The sequence below is a fragment of the Pontixanthobacter rizhaonensis genome (assembly GCF_012972675.1).
In the GTDB taxonomy this organism is placed as follows: domain Bacteria; phylum Pseudomonadota; class Alphaproteobacteria; order Sphingomonadales; family Sphingomonadaceae; genus Pontixanthobacter; species Pontixanthobacter rizhaonensis.
This window is the reverse complement of sequence record NZ_JABCRE010000003.1, coordinates 197,568-216,151: the sequence shown is the minus strand read 5'-3', so window position 1 is coordinate 216,151 and position 18,584 is coordinate 197,568. Positions and strand designations below refer to the sequence as shown.

At 56.4% G+C, this 18,584-nt stretch carries 13 protein-coding genes, 1 tRNA gene and 1 pseudogene; 12 read left to right on the top strand and 3 right to left on the bottom strand.

Annotated features, from left to right (window positions below; genetic code table 11):
* Positions 1-2: 2 nt before the first annotated feature.
* The 4 genes from hemF (at position 3) to HKD42_RS08710 (ending at position 5,817) form a co-directional block, all read left to right on the top strand.
* Complete coding sequence (hemF, locus tag HKD42_RS08725) at positions 3-884, top strand: oxygen-dependent coproporphyrinogen oxidase (protein ID WP_170012526.1); 882 nt, start codon at positions 3-5, stop codon at positions 882-884.
* A complete protein-coding gene (locus tag HKD42_RS13450; RefSeq protein WP_170012524.1) occupies positions 881-1,702 on the top strand; it encodes a Rieske 2Fe-2S domain-containing protein in 822 nt (273 codons plus the stop codon). The genes hemF and HKD42_RS13450 overlap by 4 nt, the downstream gene beginning before the upstream one ends.
* Positions 1,703-1,755: 53 nt before the next feature.
* Positions 1,756-3,630, top strand: coding sequence for a M1 family metallopeptidase (locus HKD42_RS08715; protein WP_170012522.1), 1,875 nt, complete (start codon positions 1,756-1,758; stop codon positions 3,628-3,630).
* 96 nt (positions 3,631-3,726) lie between these two features.
* Complete coding sequence (locus HKD42_RS08710) at positions 3,727-5,817, top strand: RelA/SpoT family protein (RefSeq protein ID WP_170012520.1); 2,091 nt, start codon at positions 3,727-3,729, stop codon at positions 5,815-5,817.
* On the opposite strand, the gene HKD42_RS08705 is transcribed toward HKD42_RS08710, so the two are convergent.
* Both HKD42_RS08705 and HKD42_RS08700 read right to left on the bottom strand, forming a co-directional pair.
* Complete coding sequence (locus HKD42_RS08705) at positions 5,814-6,167, bottom strand: DUF1905 domain-containing protein (protein ID WP_170012518.1); 354 nt, start codon at positions 6,165-6,167, stop codon at positions 5,814-5,816. The genes HKD42_RS08710 and HKD42_RS08705 overlap by 4 nt on opposite strands.
* Entirely contained in the window at positions 6,160-7,182 is a 1,023-nt protein-coding gene (locus tag HKD42_RS08700) for a peptidylprolyl isomerase (protein WP_170013977.1), read from the bottom strand. The genes HKD42_RS08705 and HKD42_RS08700 overlap by 8 nt, the downstream gene beginning before the upstream one ends.
* A 92-nt stretch (positions 7,183-7,274) precedes the next feature.
* Here HKD42_RS08700 and HKD42_RS08695 point away from each other — a divergent pair.
* The 5 genes and pseudogenes from HKD42_RS08695 to HKD42_RS08675 all read left to right on the top strand — a co-directional run bounded on the left by HKD42_RS08695 (position 7,275) and on the right by HKD42_RS08675 (position 13,959).
* A tRNA-Ser gene (locus HKD42_RS08695) sits at positions 7,275-7,365 on the top strand.
* 293 nt (positions 7,366-7,658) lie between these two features.
* Complete coding sequence (locus HKD42_RS08690) at positions 7,659-9,155, top strand: NAD(P)/FAD-dependent oxidoreductase (protein WP_170012516.1); 1,497 nt, start codon at positions 7,659-7,661, stop codon at positions 9,153-9,155.
* Between the two features lie 125 nt (positions 9,156-9,280).
* A pseudogene (locus tag HKD42_RS08685) lies at positions 9,281-11,284 on the top strand (FAD-dependent oxidoreductase); the annotation flags it as partial.
* A 32-nt stretch (positions 11,285-11,316) separates the two neighbouring features.
* Complete coding sequence (locus HKD42_RS08680) at positions 11,317-12,270, top strand: polyprenyl synthetase family protein (protein ID WP_170012512.1); 954 nt, start codon at positions 11,317-11,319, stop codon at positions 12,268-12,270.
* 66 nt (positions 12,271-12,336) lie between these two features.
* On the top strand, positions 12,337-13,959 hold the full coding sequence (locus HKD42_RS08675; protein WP_170012510.1) for an FAD-dependent oxidoreductase: 1,623 nt from the start codon (positions 12,337-12,339) through the stop codon (positions 13,957-13,959).
* A 134-nt stretch (positions 13,960-14,093) separates the two neighbouring features.
* Here HKD42_RS08675 and HKD42_RS08670 read toward each other — a convergent pair whose 3' ends face one another.
* Positions 14,094-15,359, bottom strand: a complete 1,266-nt coding sequence (locus HKD42_RS08670) for an acetyl-CoA C-acetyltransferase (RefSeq protein WP_170012509.1) — start codon at positions 15,357-15,359, stop codon at positions 14,094-14,096.
* A 140-nt stretch (positions 15,360-15,499) separates the two neighbouring features.
* Here HKD42_RS08670 and HKD42_RS08665 point away from each other — a divergent pair, with 140 nt between their 5' ends.
* Genes HKD42_RS08665 through HKD42_RS08655 form a run of 3 tightly spaced genes read left to right on the top strand, consistent with a single transcriptional unit; the run spans position 15,500 to position 18,570 of the window.
* A complete protein-coding gene (locus tag HKD42_RS08665) occupies positions 15,500-16,261 on the top strand; it encodes a crotonase/enoyl-CoA hydratase family protein (protein ID WP_170012507.1) in 762 nt (253 codons plus the stop codon).
* 5 nt (positions 16,262-16,266) lie between these two features.
* The gene (locus tag HKD42_RS08660) at positions 16,267-17,415 is read left to right on the top strand and encodes a CaiB/BaiF CoA transferase family protein (RefSeq protein WP_170012505.1); all 1,149 of its coding nucleotides are present in this window, start codon (positions 16,267-16,269) and stop codon (positions 17,413-17,415) included.
* A 12-nt stretch (positions 17,416-17,427) separates the two neighbouring features.
* Complete coding sequence (locus HKD42_RS08655) at positions 17,428-18,570, top strand: acyl-CoA dehydrogenase family protein (protein WP_170012503.1); 1,143 nt, start codon at positions 17,428-17,430, stop codon at positions 18,568-18,570.
* Positions 18,571-18,584 lie beyond the last annotated feature (14 nt).

Genomic DNA, 18,584 nt, shown 5'->3' with positions numbered 1-18,584 from the left:
GCATGAGTGATATTGCCAACAACCTAGCCGCCAATAATGCCGCGAACACCGCCCGTGCCAAAGACTGGTTCGAAACGCTGCGGACAGATATCTGCAATGCTTTTGAGGCGATTGAGCGGGAGGCGGGCAGCGATGCCAGTTTCGCGTTCACTCCGTGGCAGAGGGAAGAAGAGGGCAATCCCGATCCCGGCGGCGGTGTGCAAGGCCTGATGAAGGGGAAAGTGTTCGAGAAAGTCGGTGTGAACGTCTCCACTGTCCGGGGTAATTTTTCGCCCGAATTCGCCGCGAGCGTAAACGGAGCAAGCGCTGAAAACCCTGGCTTTACCGCCACGGGCATTAGCCTGGTCGCGCATATGGCGAACCCGCACGTCCCCGCTGTGCATATGAACACGCGTTTTTTGACCACCGGGAAGGCATGGTTCGGCGGCGGCGCTGATCTGAACCCGCCGATCCCCTATGACGAGGACACCGAAGAATTCCATGCCGCTTTCCGTGCGGCCTGCGCGGCGCATAATCCGACCTATTACGAGAAGTTCAAGAAATGGGCGGATGACTATTTCTACATCCCGCACAGAAACTGCCATCGCGGGGTCGGCGGTATTTTCTACGACCACTTGGAATCGGATGACGACGCGGCGTTTGACCGCAATTTCGCCTTTACCCAAGATGTCGGGAAGACGTTTTTGGATGTCTACCCAAAACTCGTGCGCCGCAGGATGGAGATGGAGTTTTCAGATGCCGACAAACTGGCCCAGCTGCAATGGCGAGGCCGATATGCGGAGTTCAATCTGGTCTATGACCGGGGGACATTGTTCGGCCTGAAAACGGGCGGCAACATTGACGCTATTTTGATGAGCCTGCCGCCTGAAGCTGTTTGGACGTGACCACACACAACACCTCCGGCCTCCATTACCTTGGAAATTATGTCCGCGATATTCCGGTTAGCCTTAGCCGGATGATGGAAAATGCCTATGATTGGGAGCATCTTCCGTTTGTTCACCCGACGTCATTTGCCTCCATTGACTTGATCGATGAAGGTGACTGGGGCTGGCGGTGCCGGACCACTTTACCGCCTGCCGCTGGCGGCGGGGAACAGGTGGTGGAATTGTTGGTCGATAAGCCGAACCATTATTGGGCAACGACTGTTTTGAAAGGCACGGGCGAAGGCGTGCAAATCCATACCCAAGCCACAGATAAAGGCACGCCAGACGGGCGGCAGATCGAAGTCGATGTTCGGTTTTATCTGCCTCAAGCACCGGAAACCGAAGAACAATCAGCGATGATTTTGGGATATTTACAGGCCCAATATCAGACCCTGTATGATGAAGATGCGGCATTGATGGGCGCACGGCAGGCCGCGCTTGATGAAAAGAAAGCCGGTAAAGCTGCGCTGCCATCCACGCTTGATCTTGGGCCGGTTTCAGAGCTTGATCCGGACGCTGCCTATCCCGCCAATATGAAACAGGGCCGGTTCGTTGTGCGCCACTATGACAATCAGTGGGTCGCACATTCCGCCGTCTGCCCGCATATGTTGGGCCCGCTGGATCAAGCCACAATCGACGGCGATGGCCAGATCACCTGCCCGTGGCACGCCTATCAGTTTGCGCTGGATGGCGGTGCAGAAGCAAAGGGCCGCTGCGGCGCGCTGCTCGCCCCGCCGCCACTGCGCGAGGTTGATGGGCACTTGTTCATCGGCGATTGATCCGCCAACACATATCTAACGACCAAACCGTCCAATATCCGGAGCTGCCCCCAATGCGTTTTCTCGCTGCCTTTGTTCTGCTTTTTGTCAGTGCCTGCACTGCCGCGCCCGACAATGATGCGTCCCAAGTGGCGCCTATTCTGACAACAGAAGACGCGGTGGACATTCAGACGTTCGCTCAACCGGAAATTGCACGGGTGACCCATGTGTCACTCGATCTTGAGCTGGATTTTGAAGGGCAGGGCGTATCGGGCAGCGCCACCCTGGATATCGAAGCAGCAGAGGGCGCGGACACCATAATCCTTGATCAAGACGGTTATGTCGTCAGCGCGGTGACCGCTGCGGATGGTGCCGAGCTGCCCTTTGAAACGGGCGAAGCTCAGGATGGCAAAGGTGCCCCGCTGACCATCACAATGGGTGATGCGCGGCAAGTGACGATTGCCTATTCCGCAAACAATGCCGCAGCTCTGCAATGGCTGACGCCGGATCAAACTGCGGGCAAGAAACATCCTTATTTGCTGAGCCAAGGCCAAGCGACTCTCAACCGCACATGGATACCGACACAGGACAGCCCCGGTATCCGTCAGACATGGGATGCGCGCATCGTTGCGCCGGAAGAATTGACCGTTGTGATGTCTGGTCTTTCCGGCGGAGACGCGGAGGCTGCCGGCGAAGGCAAGCACGCTTTCACGTTTGAAATGGACAAGTCGGTTCCGCCCTATCTGATCGCGATTGCAGCGGGCGATATTGTATTTCAGGAGCTCGGCCCGCGTTCTGGCGTGTGGAGTGAACCGTCTATGATCGAGGCAGCGGCGTCTGAACTGTCTGATACCGAGGCGATGATTGACGCGGCTGAAAAGCTCTATGGCCCGTATCGTTGGGGCCGGTACGACATGATCGTTCTGCCGCCAGCCTTCCCCTATGGCGGGATGGAAAATCCGGTCATGACCTTCCTGACGCCGACATTCATTGCCGGTGACCGCAGCTTGACTGGCCTTATCGCGCATGAGCTTGCCCATAGCTGGTCCGGCAATCTCGTCACCAATGCCAATTGGACTGATAGCTGGCTCAATGAAGGGGTCACATCCTATTTTGAGAACCGGATCGTTGAAGAGATTTACGGTAAGAAACGGGCCGATCAGGAGGCCGCATTAGCCTTTGCCAATATTGAAGAAACCTTGGCGGAAGTGGGCATGGATGCGCCGGGTACATCGCTGCATCAGGCCGTCAATCTGGATTCCATCGGCAGCGCGATCATCTATGATAAAGGCGCGTATTTCCTGCGGACTGTAGAAAGCATTGTCGGGCGTGAACGGTTTGATGCGTGGCTGGAGCAGTGGTTTGACAATCACGCATTCCAGCCTGCGACATCGGCCATGATGCTGGCTGATATGGAAGCCAATCTGGTGAAGGATGAAGCCGAGGCAGAGGCATTGATGCTGCGCGAATGGATCTATGAGCCGGGCCTGCCCAGCAATGTCGCAAAGCCTGACCCCGCTGCATTCGCAGAGGTCGATGCGGCGGCGAAACTGTTTACGGATAGCCGCGAGCTAAATGATGCGGCTTGGGGCGGCTGGACATCGGCAGAGCGGCAGCGTTTTCTGGCGGGCCTACCGCGCCGGTTGAACGAGGCGGAATTGGCTGCGCTTGATGAAGCGCTCAAGCTGTCCGATTCTACCAATAATGAGGAATTGTTTCTGTGGTTGGAGCTGGCGCTGGAAAACCAGAACGAACGGGTGGTACCAATCGCAGAAGAATTTCTGGTCAATGTTGGTCGGCGCAAATTTGTTGCGCCGCTGTTTGAAACTCTGATGGATCAAGGCGCGTGGGGCGAGCCGATTGCGACGCGCGTCTATGCCAAAGCGCGGCCGGGCTATCACTCGGTAACCACAGGTACGGTCGATGAAATAGTCGGTTTCTCCGGTTGATGCACAGTGATCGGAAAGGTTACAATCGGTTAAAATCGTCATGCGCCGTATAAAAGGCGTTGCAATGGCTGGGAAACATATCACTATCAGCGCCTTATGCTGCGCCAATATGAACTTGTAGAGCGGGTCCTTAGTTATGACCCTAATGCGGATGAGGCCCTGCTCAACCGCGCCTATGTCTACACCGTACAAAAGCATGGCACGCAAAAGCGCGCCAGCGGCGATCCGTATTTTAGCCATCCGGTAGAGGTGGCGGGGTTGATGACTGATCTACAGCTGGATCAGGAAACGATCATTACAGCGCTGCTTCACGACACAGTCGAAGATACGCTGGCCACGATTGAGGATATTGAAAAACACTTCGGCAAAGAAGTGGCGCGGTTGGTCGACGGGGTCACCAAGCTCAGCAAGATTGAAGCGATGCCGGAAGATGAGCGTGCGGCGGAAAATCTGCGCAAATTCTTGCTGGCGATGTCAGAAGACATCCGGGTGCTGTTGGTTAAATTGGCAGACCGTATGCACAATATGCGTACGTTGCATTTCATCAAAAAGCCGGAAAAGCGCCTGCGCATCGCGCGCGAGACAATGGATATTTACGCGCCCTTGGCGGAGCGGGTAGGCATGTATGAATATATGCGCGAAATGCAGCAGCTCGCGTTCGAGCAGTTGGAGCCGGACGCCTATAAAACGATCACTGGCCGGCTTGAGCAGATCCGGATGCAGGATGGCGGTCAAGTGGACGCTATTGCCCTAGCCATCAAGCAAGCGCTGGCCGAGGCTGGGCTGCAAGTGGAAGTAACCGGCCGGGAAAAACATCCCTACTCCATCTGGAAGAAAATGGCCGAACGCCATGTGTCTTTTGAACAAGTCACCGACATTATGGCGTTCCGGGTGATTACCGAAAATGAAGCGGACTGCTATGCCGCTATGGGCGTGTTGCACACTGTGTGGCAGTTTATTCCGGGCAAGTTCAAAGACTATATCTCGACGCCAAAGAATAACGGCTATCGCAGCCTTCATACTTCGCTGATCTATGAAAACTCCATGCGAGTGGAAGTGCAAATCCGCACCCGGCATATGCACCAGAAAAATGAGTTCGGGCTGGCTGCGCATTGGGCCTATAAGCAGGGCGACCGGCCCGATGGCCAAGTGGGTTGGCTGCGCGATCTGATCGAAATTGTCGATGCCAGCCATGATGCGGAAGAGCTGCTCGAACATACACGCCTGGCGATCTATCAGGACCGTATCTTTGCGTTCACGCCCAAGGGGGCGTTGCACCAATTGCCGGTTGGGTCGACGCCGGTTGATTTCGCCTTCGCTGTTCATACGGATTTGGGCGCGCAAACCGTTGGTGCCAAGATCAATGGCCGCCATATGCCGCTGCGGACGCCGCTGAATAATGGCGATGTGGTCGAGATTATCAAAAGCAAGAAGGCCGCACCGCAACTCAGCTGGCTGAGTTTTGTGGTTACAGGCAAGGCTCGTGCTGCGATCCGCCGTTCGGTGCGTTTGAAAGAGCGCGAGGAAGTGATCGAGATCGGCACCAAGCTGTTTGAAGACATTGCTGCCCGTGTACCTGCGAAGATCGGCAAGAAGGCAATTACGGATGCGGTAAAGCGCCTCGAAATGAGTGAGCCTGACGATCTGATGTATGCGGTTGGGGCCGCAAAGCTGGAAGATCGCGAAGTGATGGAAGCGCTCGTGCCCGGTTGCACTGCCGATATGGAAGATCGCGAAGACTGGTCACGCCAAGATAAGGCGATTTCCATCCGGGGTCTGACCCCGGGGGCAGGCTATCATTTGTCCGAATGTTGTCATCCGGTGCCGGGTGACAGGATTGTTGGCTTGCGCAGCCCGGGTAAGGGCGTTGAAGTGCACACCATTGATTGCTTGCAACTGGCAACTGGCGTCGATGCAGATTGGCTCGATCTTAGCTGGGGCAAGGCGTCCAAGGGGGCTGTGGGGCATTTGCGAGCCACCCTATATGACCGTCCCGGAGCGCTGGCAGAGATGGCGGGAATATTCGGGCAAAACATGGCTAATATCCGGGCATTAACTCTGTCCCAGACGGAGCACCCTTTCGGTGTCTATGAAGTAGATTTGGAAGTGCAGGATCTCGCCCATCTCACCCGCATTGTCAGCGCACTTCGGGCAAGTGATGCAGTGGCGCAGGCTGAACGGATTTAAAGCAGTTCCAACGCCAACGAAACGTCATCGCCCTCGGCCAAATCTTCCAGTCGCATCACTTTCTTGCTGATTAGCAAGACCCATTCGCGTTCTCGTTGCCCTACCGCTTTGCTGCTTGAGGGCACGGATTTGCTCTGAGGGAAGACAGAGCTTTTCCATTCCGTATCGCCAATCCGCACAAGGACTTTGACTGAGCCGAACCCGCGTTTGGTGCCCAGCTCCAATTTCTCCATCATCGCATGCATAGCGACGGTCTCCGCTTCTGCACCAGTCAGAGTCACCAAATGATAGGTGCCGCGATCACCGGCCCAGCGGGTGAGGGGTAGTGTACATTGCAGCCTTTCAGCCATTAGGTGTGCGTCGCACGGGCACGGGAATGTTGCAAATATCCGCGCCGCCCGCTGGCACAATGAAGAACGGATCGCGGCGATTGGCGCGTGCATCGGCGTAGCGTGCAAACGTCTCGCCCTCGGTCGCAAGATATTCAAAAGCGGGTTGGTCTGCGGCGGGCAAATCGCTGGCCACGCGGACCGATTGGATCGGCGTGCGCTTGTCAAACTCGTCGGCAGTATAGAACCCCAGCGCGCCCGATCCGCGCGGCAAGCTGGAAAGATGCTCCATCCCTTCCACGATCCGGCCGACCAGCGCAATATTGCGGTCCAAATGGCGGGGTGCATGGCCAATGACGGTGTAGAGTTCTGCGCCTGATCCAGTATCGGGTGAGTATCCTCGGCCCACGCCAATCATGCCGTAACAGTGGACGGGCCACATTTCATCTGCGTCGACCCCGATGGGCCAACCGGCGATAATAGTACTGCCGCCACCATAGGGATCGGGCCGGAACAGAGGGCCCAGGAATTCCGCGACTGCGTTAGTTCCGGCTTGTTTGGTCGCAGCGCTAAAGGCGGCTTCGGACATCGCAAATGGCTGGCGCAATTTGTACTGGCTTTCCTCCATCACTTTCAGCCCATCCGGCAGCGCCTTTGCCTCACCCTCTGCCTCTGGATTGTCGTAATTGGGATCACCCCATTGGACGACGTAATTGTCCTGCACGCGGTTGACGGAAATGCTGTCATACCATTTGGCGCGGGCGAAAGTGCGGATGTTCTGGACCCACCCTGTGCTGAAGGGGGCGGGCATCAACTGGATAATGACAGATCGCGAATTGCCATCACGGTCTGGCGCAAGCGTCATCACCAGCAAATCTTCTGCGGGAATAGTGATCCATTCACCGGGGGCAGCCGCATCGACAATGGCGTTAGGTGAAAGAGCGGGCTGAGGGGCCGGAGAAGATGTGTTTTCTTGTCCGTTAGCAGCAGTTGCAAGCGAGAGAGTGGCGGCGGCCAATAGAAGATGTTTGATCATCATTGCATAGTGGCAAAGGAATCCGTCTTGCGAAAGCCCCGACACGCCGCTAGTGCGCGCCTCTGTCTAAAGCTGATAAGCGATAGGCGCGAGGACACGTGGCCGAGTGGTCGAAGGCGCACGCCTGGAAAGTGTGTAAACGGTAACCCCGTTTCGTGGGTTCGAATCCCACCGTGTCCTCCATAAAAAGGGTCCCGAAAGGGGCCCTTTTTTGTGGATGACGCGTGTGAGGCTGAAGAGACCAAGGGTTCGGAATCGGAGCGAGCACCGCTCGCGGAGAAGGCCAAGCGAAGCGCGGCCAATCCCACCGTGTCCTCCATAAAAAAGGTCTCCCAAGCTTGCCTTGGGGGACCTTTTTTTATTTCCGCGACAATCCCCGACAAACTACGCATTTGTACAAGCCTTGCCTTGATTTCGCGATGATAGCTCGCCAGCATTGTAAACAAATCCGACACTATGCCGGATGGGGGTGATATATGGGGGCTTCTGGCCAATTCGATGCCATCGTTGCAGGTGGTGGACCGTCTGGCGCGGCTATGGCGTGGGCGCTTGCTAAGCGCGGTATCAATGTTGCTGTGGTCGAACGGGCAGAGTTTCCCCGTGAAAAAGTCTGCGGTGATTTTGTTGAACCTGCGGGTTTGCGGATCATCGAACGGATGGGGTGCAGCGCCGCGCTGGGCTTGGATGGCCGGACGGCAATCAATAAGGTGCGGGCTTATTACGGACCGCATATCGCCTATCAAAATGATGTAGCCTATTATGATGGTGAGGGCGGGATACCGCCGCACGGGCATATTATCCCGCGTCACGATCTGGATACTGCACTGCTCGATAATGCGCAGGCGGCTGGGGCCAAAGTGTTCCAAGGCACCACGGTGCGCGGGGTCACCCGCGAAAACGGGATCATGCATGTCCAGACCAGAACAAAGGATGGCGCTGGCACGCTAACCGCGCCGGTAGTTATCGGGGCGGATGGGGTCCAGTCTATGGTTGCGGCTTATGCGGGCCTGCGCCGCGATGACAAACGGCATATCGGCATCTCGCAGCGCGTCTATCTCGAGGGGGTCGAGATGGATGAGGATGAGGCCTGCATCTGGTTCGATGAGGATCACTATCCCGGCTATGGCTGGGTTTTTCCAGCGGGTGGTGGCCGCGCCAATGCCGGCATGGGGATGTTGAGCGAGACGACCGAGAAGTTCGATATTTCGTTGCAGCGTTCTTTTCGGGATAGCTTGGACCGGCTAAAATATCGCCATCCCGGCTGCGCCAATGCAACCATGATGACCAAGCCGTTGGGCGGGGCTGTCCATATGTATGGCGGAATTACGCGCAACCATTTCGCTGGCGGAATTCTGGTGGGTGATGCGGGCGGCTTTGTTGATCCGATGACTGCCGAAGGCATTACGCAGGGAATGGAAAGCTCCATCATCGGCGCACGCACGATTGCCGCTGCGTTGGAGAAGGGCAGCTTTGAAGAAGCAGATTTTGCGCCGTTTGAAACGGATTTTCGGGCGCATTTCGATTATTCGATGCTCTATCTCAGCTTTTACGCGACCATGATCCGCAATCGCCATTTCGGGGATTTCTTCCTCAGCATGACGAAACAGGGTTTTGAACGCGCGCAGCATGACCGCGAATTTGCGCGCGTTTCCGGGACGGGCTTTGGCGGGCTCAACGTCCAACCGGCCGCCATCGCCGCGCAATTATGGAAAGGCATTTTCGGACATATTGCTCAAGGCGGAAGCGCGGCATTGATGGATCTGTTCGCAGGGCGAGGGTTGCCGCGTGACGGGTTCGTGGGTGATTGGAATTTGTGGCAACAAGGCTGGCGCAACTCCGTCCGCGATGACCCTGCCTGGCATATGGGGTGGCTGAAAGACATCGTGCGTGCTGCCAGCAAATTGGGGCCATCCTTCGCCGGACAAGAAAATCCCAGAGTAAACGGCCCCTTTGAAACGGAGACTGGCCTGTGACCACCAAATCAACCCGTACAGCGTCAAAGTCCAAGGCAGCTGCTCGCAAAGCCCGATCCGGTTCAGCGAAAACCAACCCGACAGCGGCGGAAAGCGTCGCAGCTTCAGCATCTATCAACACGGCATCGGGGAAATCGGTAGCCGTCGTTGGTGGGGGCATTGCCGGGTTAACGGCTGCAATCAAGCTGCTGAAAGCTGGCTTTGATGTTACTGTGTTTGAACAGAAAGACAGGTTGGGCGGAAATACGTCATCCACCTTGGTCGATGGTGTCGAGCACGATGTGTATCCGCACATGTTCTGTGATTGGTATGACAATTTCTGGGATCTGTTCGAGAATGATCTTGGTCTTGACCGTTCAGCCCATTTTGAACCGCGCGCGGGTGTTAAAATGCTCGCAGAAGGCGCGACGGAGTATCAAACTCTGCTCAACCCGACATCTTTGGATGCTATTTTCAAAAATCTGAAATCTGGTTCTTTGCCGCCTGCCGAGATGTTTCTGACCGGCTATTCGATGGTCGATTTGGCGGGGCATCCGTTTGATCGCGAAGGCAATGCCCAGCTGGAACGGCAAAGCGTCAACGGGTTCCTCTATTCCAGCAGCACCACGACGGAGGAAGTGGCGGAGCTCGAGAATTATATGCTCGAGGTGATCTGGTCAGCCAGCAGCGAACGAACATCGGCCGCCACCTATCAAGACTTTATCCGGCATACGCTGTCGTTCCCCGACGGTGCGCCGTTCGCCCATATGTTGAAAAACAGCCTGAATGACGGGCTTATCGCGCCGATTGTCAATCTGATCACATCATTGGGCGGGGCGATCAAGACATCGACTGAAGTTACCGCGGTGCGGCTTTTGAATGACAAACCCAAAGTCAGTTGGCGTGCGGCGGGATCCAATAGCCGCGGCAGCACCGGCACATTCGATCAGGTGATTATTGCGGTACCCGGCGCACCCTTGACCGATTTGGTGATGGGCGGTGCCAGCAATCTTGCAGGTGACAGGCTGATTGATCGCGAGCCATCCCTGTCGCAAGTCCGCCGACTGACCTCGGTCCCCATTCCGGTGATCGACCTGTATTTGAAGCGTAAGTTACCCGGCTTCCCGCCAGAGAATATCGGTCTGACCAAGGCGAAATACGGATTGTCTGTGGTTGATATTGCGCAGCTTTGGCCTGCTGCCCAATTCGGCGGCAAAACGGCTCTGGTGATTGCGGCCTCAGACGGGGAATCTCTGCCGGGTCACGATTTTGCAGACCAGTCTTGGTATATGTTGCAGGAACTGATCAAGTTCTATCCTGATATTGATATTGGCCGCGAATGGGGCGATCCGAACTGCGATGTCGATTGGGCGAAAACCCATGCGCGGTCCAACGCGGATTACGCGCTGTTTCTGAACGAGGTTGGCGGCTGGGACTGGCGGCCAGAGGCAGCCTATCCGGTCACATTGCCCAATATCGCCTTTGCCGGTGATTTGTGCCGCAGCAATGTCGATATGGCGACTGTAGAGGGCGCTGTTGAAAGTGGGGTTATCGCTGCCGAGGCTGTCCAACGCTTCGATGCGGCGGCAAACAATGGCAAGGTGCGCGGCCAGCCGATCAAATTGGTCAAGCATCTGACGTATGGCAATTCGGCTCTGCGGGCGGCAAAAATTGCGCTTATGCCATTTGCTTATGCGGCCAAAGCGTGGACTTTGGTTGGCCCACGCAGCCCCGATGCACAGCCGGGATTGCAAAATTTGGGGAATGTTCTTCAGGCAGAGCATCTTGGGCTATTGCCGCTGCAATACATCAACGATTGGTGGACCACAGCCTATTGGTTCTGGCAAAGCACCTTGACCGGTAATCAGGGCGGAGCGACCACTGGCCCGGCCAACCACGATGACGATGATTTTATCGATCTCGGTGCCGCGCTGCTGATGGTTGCTGGCGAATTTGCCAGCTACGCAAGCGAACAATGCAGCGGGCAACCACGGCCAAGCAGCGCCTCCAGACAGGGTGAGCCGCTGGGTGCGGGGGCCAATATGGTCCGCCAAGCCGGGAAAATAGCTTCCGGCTTCTTTCAAGATCGCGCGCTGTCAGATGATGATGACATCAGCCCGCGCAAGCGCCGCTGGCGCGTCAAACGCTGAGGCATCCAATTGAACATGATGGGGCAATATTTGTGAATTCTGGATTAGATAGTGTGACTGCGGGCATCGTGTCCGATCTCGGTTTTGTTGAAGAGATGGGCCGGGTCCGTACCTTCCTGAACGGTTGGATCGACCGTGTTGGGCCTGATTTGAAGCCATTGCTCGAATGGCAATTTGTGGAAGGTTCCAAATATTTCCGGCCACTGACGATCTTCGGCTGTTACCGTGCGAAATTCGGCGGCAAGAATGGCGCGGACATACCGGATGCCATGATCCGTTCGGCAGCAGTTCTGGAAATGATGCACAATATGACCCTGATCGTGGATGATATTCTGGATCATTCGGATGAACGCCGCGGCATCCCCTCGCTCCACGCCAAATTTGGCCAATTACCGGCCCTGATGGCATCGGGCTTTATCGTCGCTGAGGGCTTCGAGATGTCTGCCGAAGACCCGCATGACATTCGCCTGTTCGCTGATCTGGTTAAACGCTTGGGGGTTGCCGAATGCGCGCAGTGGCGGTTGCGCCGCCAACCATTGGGCGTGGCTGATTGGGAAGCGATTGCGGGCGAAGACACGGGATCGATGTTTGAAACCTGCGCCTGTCTTGCCACCCGTGATGACAGCTTGCGCAAGTTCGGGCGGCTGATTGGCATGGTCTATCACGGCTGCGATGATGTTGGTGATGTGAAGGGGCTGGAAGGTCTTGGCGGAGGCGGCGAAGAAGATTTGCGCGATGGTATTTTGACACTGCCGGCCTCCTTGGCGATCCAAGACCGGACGATCTGCGATATGTTCTGCAAACCGGAACCCTCTCTGGAAGAGCTGGAGCAGATTAAACATGCAATGATTGCCCAACTTCCGGCAGCGGATGCCCATCTGGACAAGCTGGCAACCGACGCAAAATGGCAAGCGCAAACGCAAACATCCGACCCCGGAGTGTTGGTGGAGCTGGTGGATTACACACGGGAACTGTCCCGCCGCTAAGCCAGTCCTTGCCCTGCCTTGCAGCAGCCCTACATTGATGCGAGCAGGTGAACCAAGGGCAATGCAATGGAAACGATAGGCGCAGACCTCGAAGTGATGCGGCGGCAACCACTGGCCGACGATCATGTGGCGGCTCTACGCCAAATTTCCGAAACTGTAGAATATGCAGCGGGGGACATGGTCGCTGATGTTGGCGATCTGATGGACCGGTTTGTCTATGTCCTCGATGGCGAGATCGAGGTCGTCAATCCGTATACCGGGGAGCGCTGGGTCGAATCGACGCTGGGTCCAACCCAGTTCATGGGGGACATAGCCTTCTTGAACGAAGGTTCTGTGATGACACTGCCTATGCGCGCCGCCAAGGCCACCCGCACATTGGAAGCGTCGCGGCCGAAAATGCTGCAATTGATGAGCGATATACCCGAACTGTCAGATCATGTGATAACCGTGTTTTCTGCCAGACGGCGGGCGCAGTTTGAACAAAACAGAAGCACCATCAAACTGATCGGCGCGGACCGCGATGCCAAGGTTCAAAGGGTCGCCAGCTTCCTTGCGCGCAACCGGATCCCGTTCCAGTCCTTCGATATGGATAATCCCGATCAGGAAACGGCGCGCCTGTGTGATCTGTCATCGCATAAACCGTCGGTGATTTATGCCAAGGATCATGTGGTTGAAGACCCATGCCCGCGCAAAGTCGCCCGTCTGCTTGGACTGGATCTGAATGTTGAACAGGGGCTGGATTATGATGTCCTGATTGTGGGCGGCGGCCCGGCAGGTGTGGCTGCTGCCGTTTATGCTGGCGCAGAAGGCCTTAGCGCTTTGGTGGTAGAGGATATCGCCATCGGCGGGCAGGCAGGAACATCAAGCCGGATCGAGAACTATATGGGTTTCCCGACCGGTATTTCCGGCGCTGATTTGGTATATCGCGGGCAAATCCAGGCGATGAAGTTTGGCACGCGTTTCGCCATGCCGCGCCGGGTGGAAGCGCTGGAGAAGCGCGCCGACGGGACATTCTGCGCAACCTTGGACGGCGGAGATATCGTATGCGCCAAAGCAATCTTAGTGGCGACGGGCGTGCAATACCGGAAGCTACCACTTGAGGGACGGGAAGATTTCGAGGGGGCCGGTGTTTTCTATGCGGCAACCGAAATGGAAGCGCGTTTTTGCAGCAAAAAACCGGTCGCGATCATCGGCGGTGGCAATTCAGCCGGGCAAGCGGCGATGTATCTATCACGCGCGGCGCATCATGTGCACATCCTGATACGCGGCAATAGTCTTGCCGATTCCATGTCATCATATTTGCGCGACCGGTTGGAAGCTGACCCCAAAGTGACCATCCATTATGGTACGCAAGTGGCGTCTATGAGCGGTGACAATTGGCTCAGCCATATCTGTCTGGAAACAGCCGATGGACCTGAAGAGATGGAATGCGGCGGGCTGTTTATCATGGTCGGCGCAGCGCCCAATACAGGCTGGCTTAGCGACTTGGTGGATCTGGATGACAAGGGTTTTGTCAAAACCGGTGAGATGGTTGCCCAGCCATCCCCATTCCAGACGTCAGCTGAGGGTATTTATGCTGTCGGCGATGTTCGTGCAGGCTCGGTAAAACGGGTGGCATCGAGCGTAGGCGAAGGGTCGGTGGTTATGTCCGCTATCTGGAACCACGTCCACGCCTCACCGGCTGATTAGCGGGACGAAGCGCTGTTATCAGCCCCGGTGCCTGTTTATCGAAAAAGTCATCAAGCACCCCCGGAATGTCGATGAAGACATAGTCCGGGGGTGCCGTGATGCAAAGCCGATTTTTTGAGGTTAGCAGGTGTCTATCAAACGAAGTCTTCAACCCGCTCGACAATAATGGCTGGGGCCATGCCGCCCGCTGCGCACATGGTGACGAGGCCGTATCGTCCGCCGGTTGCTTCCAGCTCGTCCAGCACGGTGCCGATAAGGATGGAGCCGGTCGCGCCGATGGGGTGACCCAGTGCAATTGAGCCGCCATTGACGTTCACATTGTCCCAGCTCAGGCCGAGATCGGTCACAAATTTGTGAGCGACGACGGCGAATGCTTCGTTGATTTCCCATAGATCGATGTCGTTTTTGGTCAGCCCCGCTTTGGCGAGAACTTTCTTCGCCGCAGGAACGGGTGCATTCAGCATCAAGGTCGGATCATCGCCCATATTGGCGGTGGCAACGATGCGGCCACGCGGTTTCAGGCCATTTTTCTTGGCGTATTCTTCGGATGTCACCAAGACGCCCGCCGCGCCGTCAACCACGCCGGAACTATTGCCCGCATGGTGGAAATGCTTGATTTCCAGATCAGGGTATTTCTGTTTCACCAGACCCGCGAAAGTCGTGCCATTGGCATCGAGGGGAACATTGGCCATTTTGCCAAAGGCCGGCTCCAATTGGGCAAGCCCCTCCAGCGTGGTTTCAGGGCGTGGATACTCATCCTTGGCCAGAATGACATTACCTTCATCATCCACCACAGGAACAACGCTCTTGTCGAATTTGCCTGCTTTGATCGCCGCATCGGCGCGCTGCTGGCTGCGATAGCCCACAGCATCCAGTTCTTCGCGGCTATATCCTTCCATGCTGGCAATCGCGTCACCGCAAATGCCCTGGTGTGATTGCGGGTGAACGGACTGCAAGCGCTCATTATAGCTGCCCATCATCGCGGGTTTGATGCCAGCGGCCATTTTTTCTTTCATCATTTCCGCAGTCAGGCTCATCATTTCCGTGCCGCCTGCTACAACGCAATCTTCCATGCCTGACATGATCTGCGCCGCTGCAAAGTTTACCGATGTGATCCCACCGCCGCAGAACCGGTCGAGCGTGGTTCCGCTGGAAGTAATGTCGTAACCGGCATCCAGTGCAGCCATCCGGCCAAGGTCGCCAGCTTGCTTGCCGTCTTGTGTGGACGTGGACCAGATCACATCATCGACAGTGCTTGTATCGAGGTTGTTGCGGTCCTTCAGAGCTTTCAGAACAGTAGCTGCCAGATGCTGTGGATGCTCGTTTGCGAGCGCTCCTTTGCCGACCTTGCCAATGCCGCGAGGGGTGCGGACGGTGTCGATGATATAGGCTTCGGCCATAAGTAGGCTCCTTCATACGAGTTAGAATTCGACATCAGCAAGCGTAGACAAGCTGGTTCACCTAGTTATATAAGTCAGCGCAAAGGCGGCGGCAATAGCTGACCGGAATCATTTCAATTGCGTTTAGCGGAGAGAGTAGCATGAGCGAAGAAGTTCTGACCCACGAAGAAGACGGTATTCTGATCATCACGATCAATCGGCCAGAGGCGAAAAACGCCATGACCAAGGCGGCTTCGGAAGCCATCGCGGCGGCGCTTGATCGCCTCGATGGGGAAGACCATTTGCGAGTCGGTATTTTGACGGGTGCTGGTGGCACTTTCTGTTCCGGCATGGATCTGAAGGGCTTTTTGCGCGGTGAGACGCCGTCTGTCCCGGGCCGTGGTTTTGGCGGTCTGACAGAGAAAGGTCCGGTTAAGCCGCTCATCGCAGCGGTTGAAGGCTATGCGCTGGCTGGCGGGATGGAACTGATGATCTCCTGCGATATGATTGTGGCCAATGACAAAGCCAAATTCGGTATTCCAGAAGCGAAACGCGGGCTTGCGGCTGCGGCTGGGGGGCTGATGAAACTGCCCGATCTGATCTCTCCCAAAGTGGCGATGGAGCTGGCGTTGACGGGGGACTTCATCGACGCTGCGCGCGCATATGAGCTGGGCTTGCTTAACCGTGTAACCGATGGCTCCGCGCTCGATGCAGCGATTGAGCTGGCCAAAGCGATCACTGCAAATGGTCCGCTGGCAGTGAAAGTCTCCAAGCAAATCATCGAAGGTTCGCGTGGATGGGCGCTCGACAAACGATATGAAGAGCAAGCAAAATTGCTTCCCGAAGTGTTCACGTCAGAAGATGCACGCGAAGGGTCTTTGGCATTTGCAGAAAAGCGCGCGCCTAACTGGAAGGGTAAGTAAGCTCTATGTCCGGTCCTTTATCAGGTATTCGTATTGTTGAATTTGCTGGCATCGGGCCGGGCCCATTTTGCGGGATGATGCTGGCCGATCACGGTGCGGAAGTGATCCGCATTGACCGTGCAACAGGCAGCCGGGGTGGATCGACTCCGCTCAGCACCAAGGATGTATTGGCGCGGGGCCGTAAGTCTATCGCGATCAATCTGAAAAGCGCAGAAGGCGTCGCGCTCGCGCGCAAACTTTGCGCCAGTGCAGACGGTATCATCGAGGGGTTCCGCCCCGGCGTGATGGAGCGGCTGGGGCTGGGGCCGGAGGAACTGCTCAAAGACAATCCCAAGCTCGTCTATGGCCGGATGACCGGCTGGGGGCAGACCGGGCCCTATGCGCAGGCCGCCGGTCATGACATCAACTATATCGCACTCGCCGGGGCGCTGGCGCATTATGGCCGGGCAGGAGAAAAACCGACGCCGCCGATCAATATGGTCGGCGATTTTGGCGGCGGCGGAATGATGCTCGCCTTCGGTATGTCCTCTGCGCTGCTCAACGTCGCCCGCGGCGGAGAAGGGCAAGTGATCGACTGCGCGATGACGGATGGCACAGCAGCGCTGATGGGTATGATCCACGGTATGAAGAATATGGGCGTTTGGTCAGAAGACCGCGGCGCCAATATGCTCGACACAGCTGCGCCCTTTTACGACACCTATGAAACGTCGGATGGTGAATTCGTATCGATCGGCAGTATCGAACCGCAATTCTATGCAGAACTGCGCCGCTTGGCAGGTTTGGAGCAGGACACGGACTTCGATGTGCAGCATGACCGCGCCAAGTGGCCAATGCTGAAAGACAAGCTGACGGACCTTTTCAAAACCAAAACACGTGCCGAATGGAACGCCATCATGGAACATACGGATGTCTGTTATGCGCCAGTTTTGACGATGAGCGAAGCGGCTGACCACCCGCACAATATCGCGCGCGGGACATTTGTGGATATTGCCGGCGATAAACAACCCGCGCCAGCTCCGCGTTACAGCGCCACCGAAACGGCGACACCCGCTCCGGCTCCGATGCCGGGCGATGATACCGACGCGATCCTCCAATCTCTGGGAATGAACGACACCGACGCCGCCGCCCTGCGCGAAGCCGGCACGATTGCCTGAAGGAACTAACCAATGCTCGAACTAAAAAACCGCTTCGCCTATAATGACGATCACAACATGTTCCGCGACACCGTGCGCAAAGTGTTTGCCGAACATATGGAGCCGTATCTCGACCAGCATGAGGAAGAGGGCATTGTTCCCCGTTCCGCGTGGAAGGCGCTGGGCGAGGCGGGTATGCTATGCCCGACCGTCAGTGAGGAGAATGGCGGGCTGGGCCTCGATTTTGGATATAATGCGGTTATCGCGGAAGAATTATCCTACATGGGGTCGGCTGCCGGTTTTACGCTGCAGAACGATATTACCGTCAATTATTTTGAGCGGCTGGGTTCGGAAGAGCAGAAGGCAAAATATCTGCCGGGTATGATCAGCGGCGATGTCATTACTGCCATCGCCATGACCGAGCCGGGCGCAGGCAGCGACCTTCAGGGTATCCGGACAACGGCGAAGGAAGATGGCAATCACCTCGTCATCAACGGGTCCAAAACGTACATCACTAACGGCCAGCATGCCGATGTGATTATCGTTGTGGCCAAAACCGATCCCACAATGGGGGCCAAGGGTACGTCCCTGATCCTCGTTGATGCGGACACGCCCGGTTTTGAACGCGGCCGGAACCTCGACAAAATTGGCCAGCATTCCGCCGATACGTCGGAGCTGTTTTTCAACGATGTGCGCGTGCCCAAAACCAATATGCTGGGCCAGGAAGGGCGCGGCTTTATCCATCTGATGGAAGAGCTACCGCAAGAACGCTTGTCCATCGCGATTGGCTGTCAGGCGGGTGCCCAGCGTGCATTTGATGAAGCGGTGAAATTCGTCAAAGAACGCAAGGCGTTTGGCAAATCCGTATTTGAATTCCAGAATACCAAATTCACTCTGGCCGAAATGGCCAGTGAATTGCAGGTCGGCTGGGCGCATATCGACTGGGCACTGAAGCGCCATATTGCCGGTGAACTCACCACTGAAGAGGCCAGCGCGGCGAAGTTGTGGCATACCGATCTCCAGAACAGGATCTGCGACGAATCGCTGCAATTGCATGGCGGCGCAGGCTATATGAACGAATATCCGATTGCGCGGCTGTGGCGCGATGCGCGGGTGACGCGGATATTCGGCGGTACGGATGAGATCATGAAAGAAGTGATCAGCCGGGGAATTTGAGGGTCCGCTGAACA

What these genes read in the sequence shown, in the direction of transcription:
- HKD42_RS08670 (WP_170012509.1), bottom strand. Translation starts at nt 15,359, where the DNA reads ATGGCCGAAGCCTATATCATCGACACCGTCCGCACCCCTCGCGGCATT.
- HKD42_RS08710 (WP_170012520.1), top strand. Translation starts at nt 3,727, where the DNA reads ATGCTGCGCCAATATGAACTTGTAGAGCGGGTCCTTAGTTATGACCCT.
- hemF (WP_170012526.1), top strand. Translation starts at nt 3, where the DNA reads ATGAGTGATATTGCCAACAACCTAGCCGCCAATAATGCCGCGAACACC.
- HKD42_RS08675 (WP_170012510.1), top strand. Translation starts at nt 12,337, where the DNA reads ATGGAAACGATAGGCGCAGACCTCGAAGTGATGCGGCGGCAACCACTG.
- HKD42_RS08715 (WP_170012522.1), top strand. Translation starts at nt 1,756, where the DNA reads ATGCGTTTTCTCGCTGCCTTTGTTCTGCTTTTTGTCAGTGCCTGCACT.
- HKD42_RS08705 (WP_170012518.1), bottom strand. Translation starts at nt 6,167, where the DNA reads ATGGCTGAAAGGCTGCAATGTACACTACCCCTCACCCGCTGGGCCGGT.
- HKD42_RS08700 (WP_170013977.1), bottom strand. Translation starts at nt 7,182, where the DNA reads ATGATCAAACATCTTCTATTGGCCGCCGCCACTCTCTCGCTTGCAACT.
- HKD42_RS08660 (WP_170012505.1), top strand. Translation starts at nt 16,267, where the DNA reads ATGTCCGGTCCTTTATCAGGTATTCGTATTGTTGAATTTGCTGGCATC.
- HKD42_RS08655 (WP_170012503.1), top strand. Translation starts at nt 17,428, where the DNA reads ATGCTCGAACTAAAAAACCGCTTCGCCTATAATGACGATCACAACATG.
- HKD42_RS08665 (WP_170012507.1), top strand. Translation starts at nt 15,500, where the DNA reads ATGAGCGAAGAAGTTCTGACCCACGAAGAAGACGGTATTCTGATCATC.
- HKD42_RS08690 (WP_170012516.1), top strand. Translation starts at nt 7,659, where the DNA reads ATGGGGGCTTCTGGCCAATTCGATGCCATCGTTGCAGGTGGTGGACCG.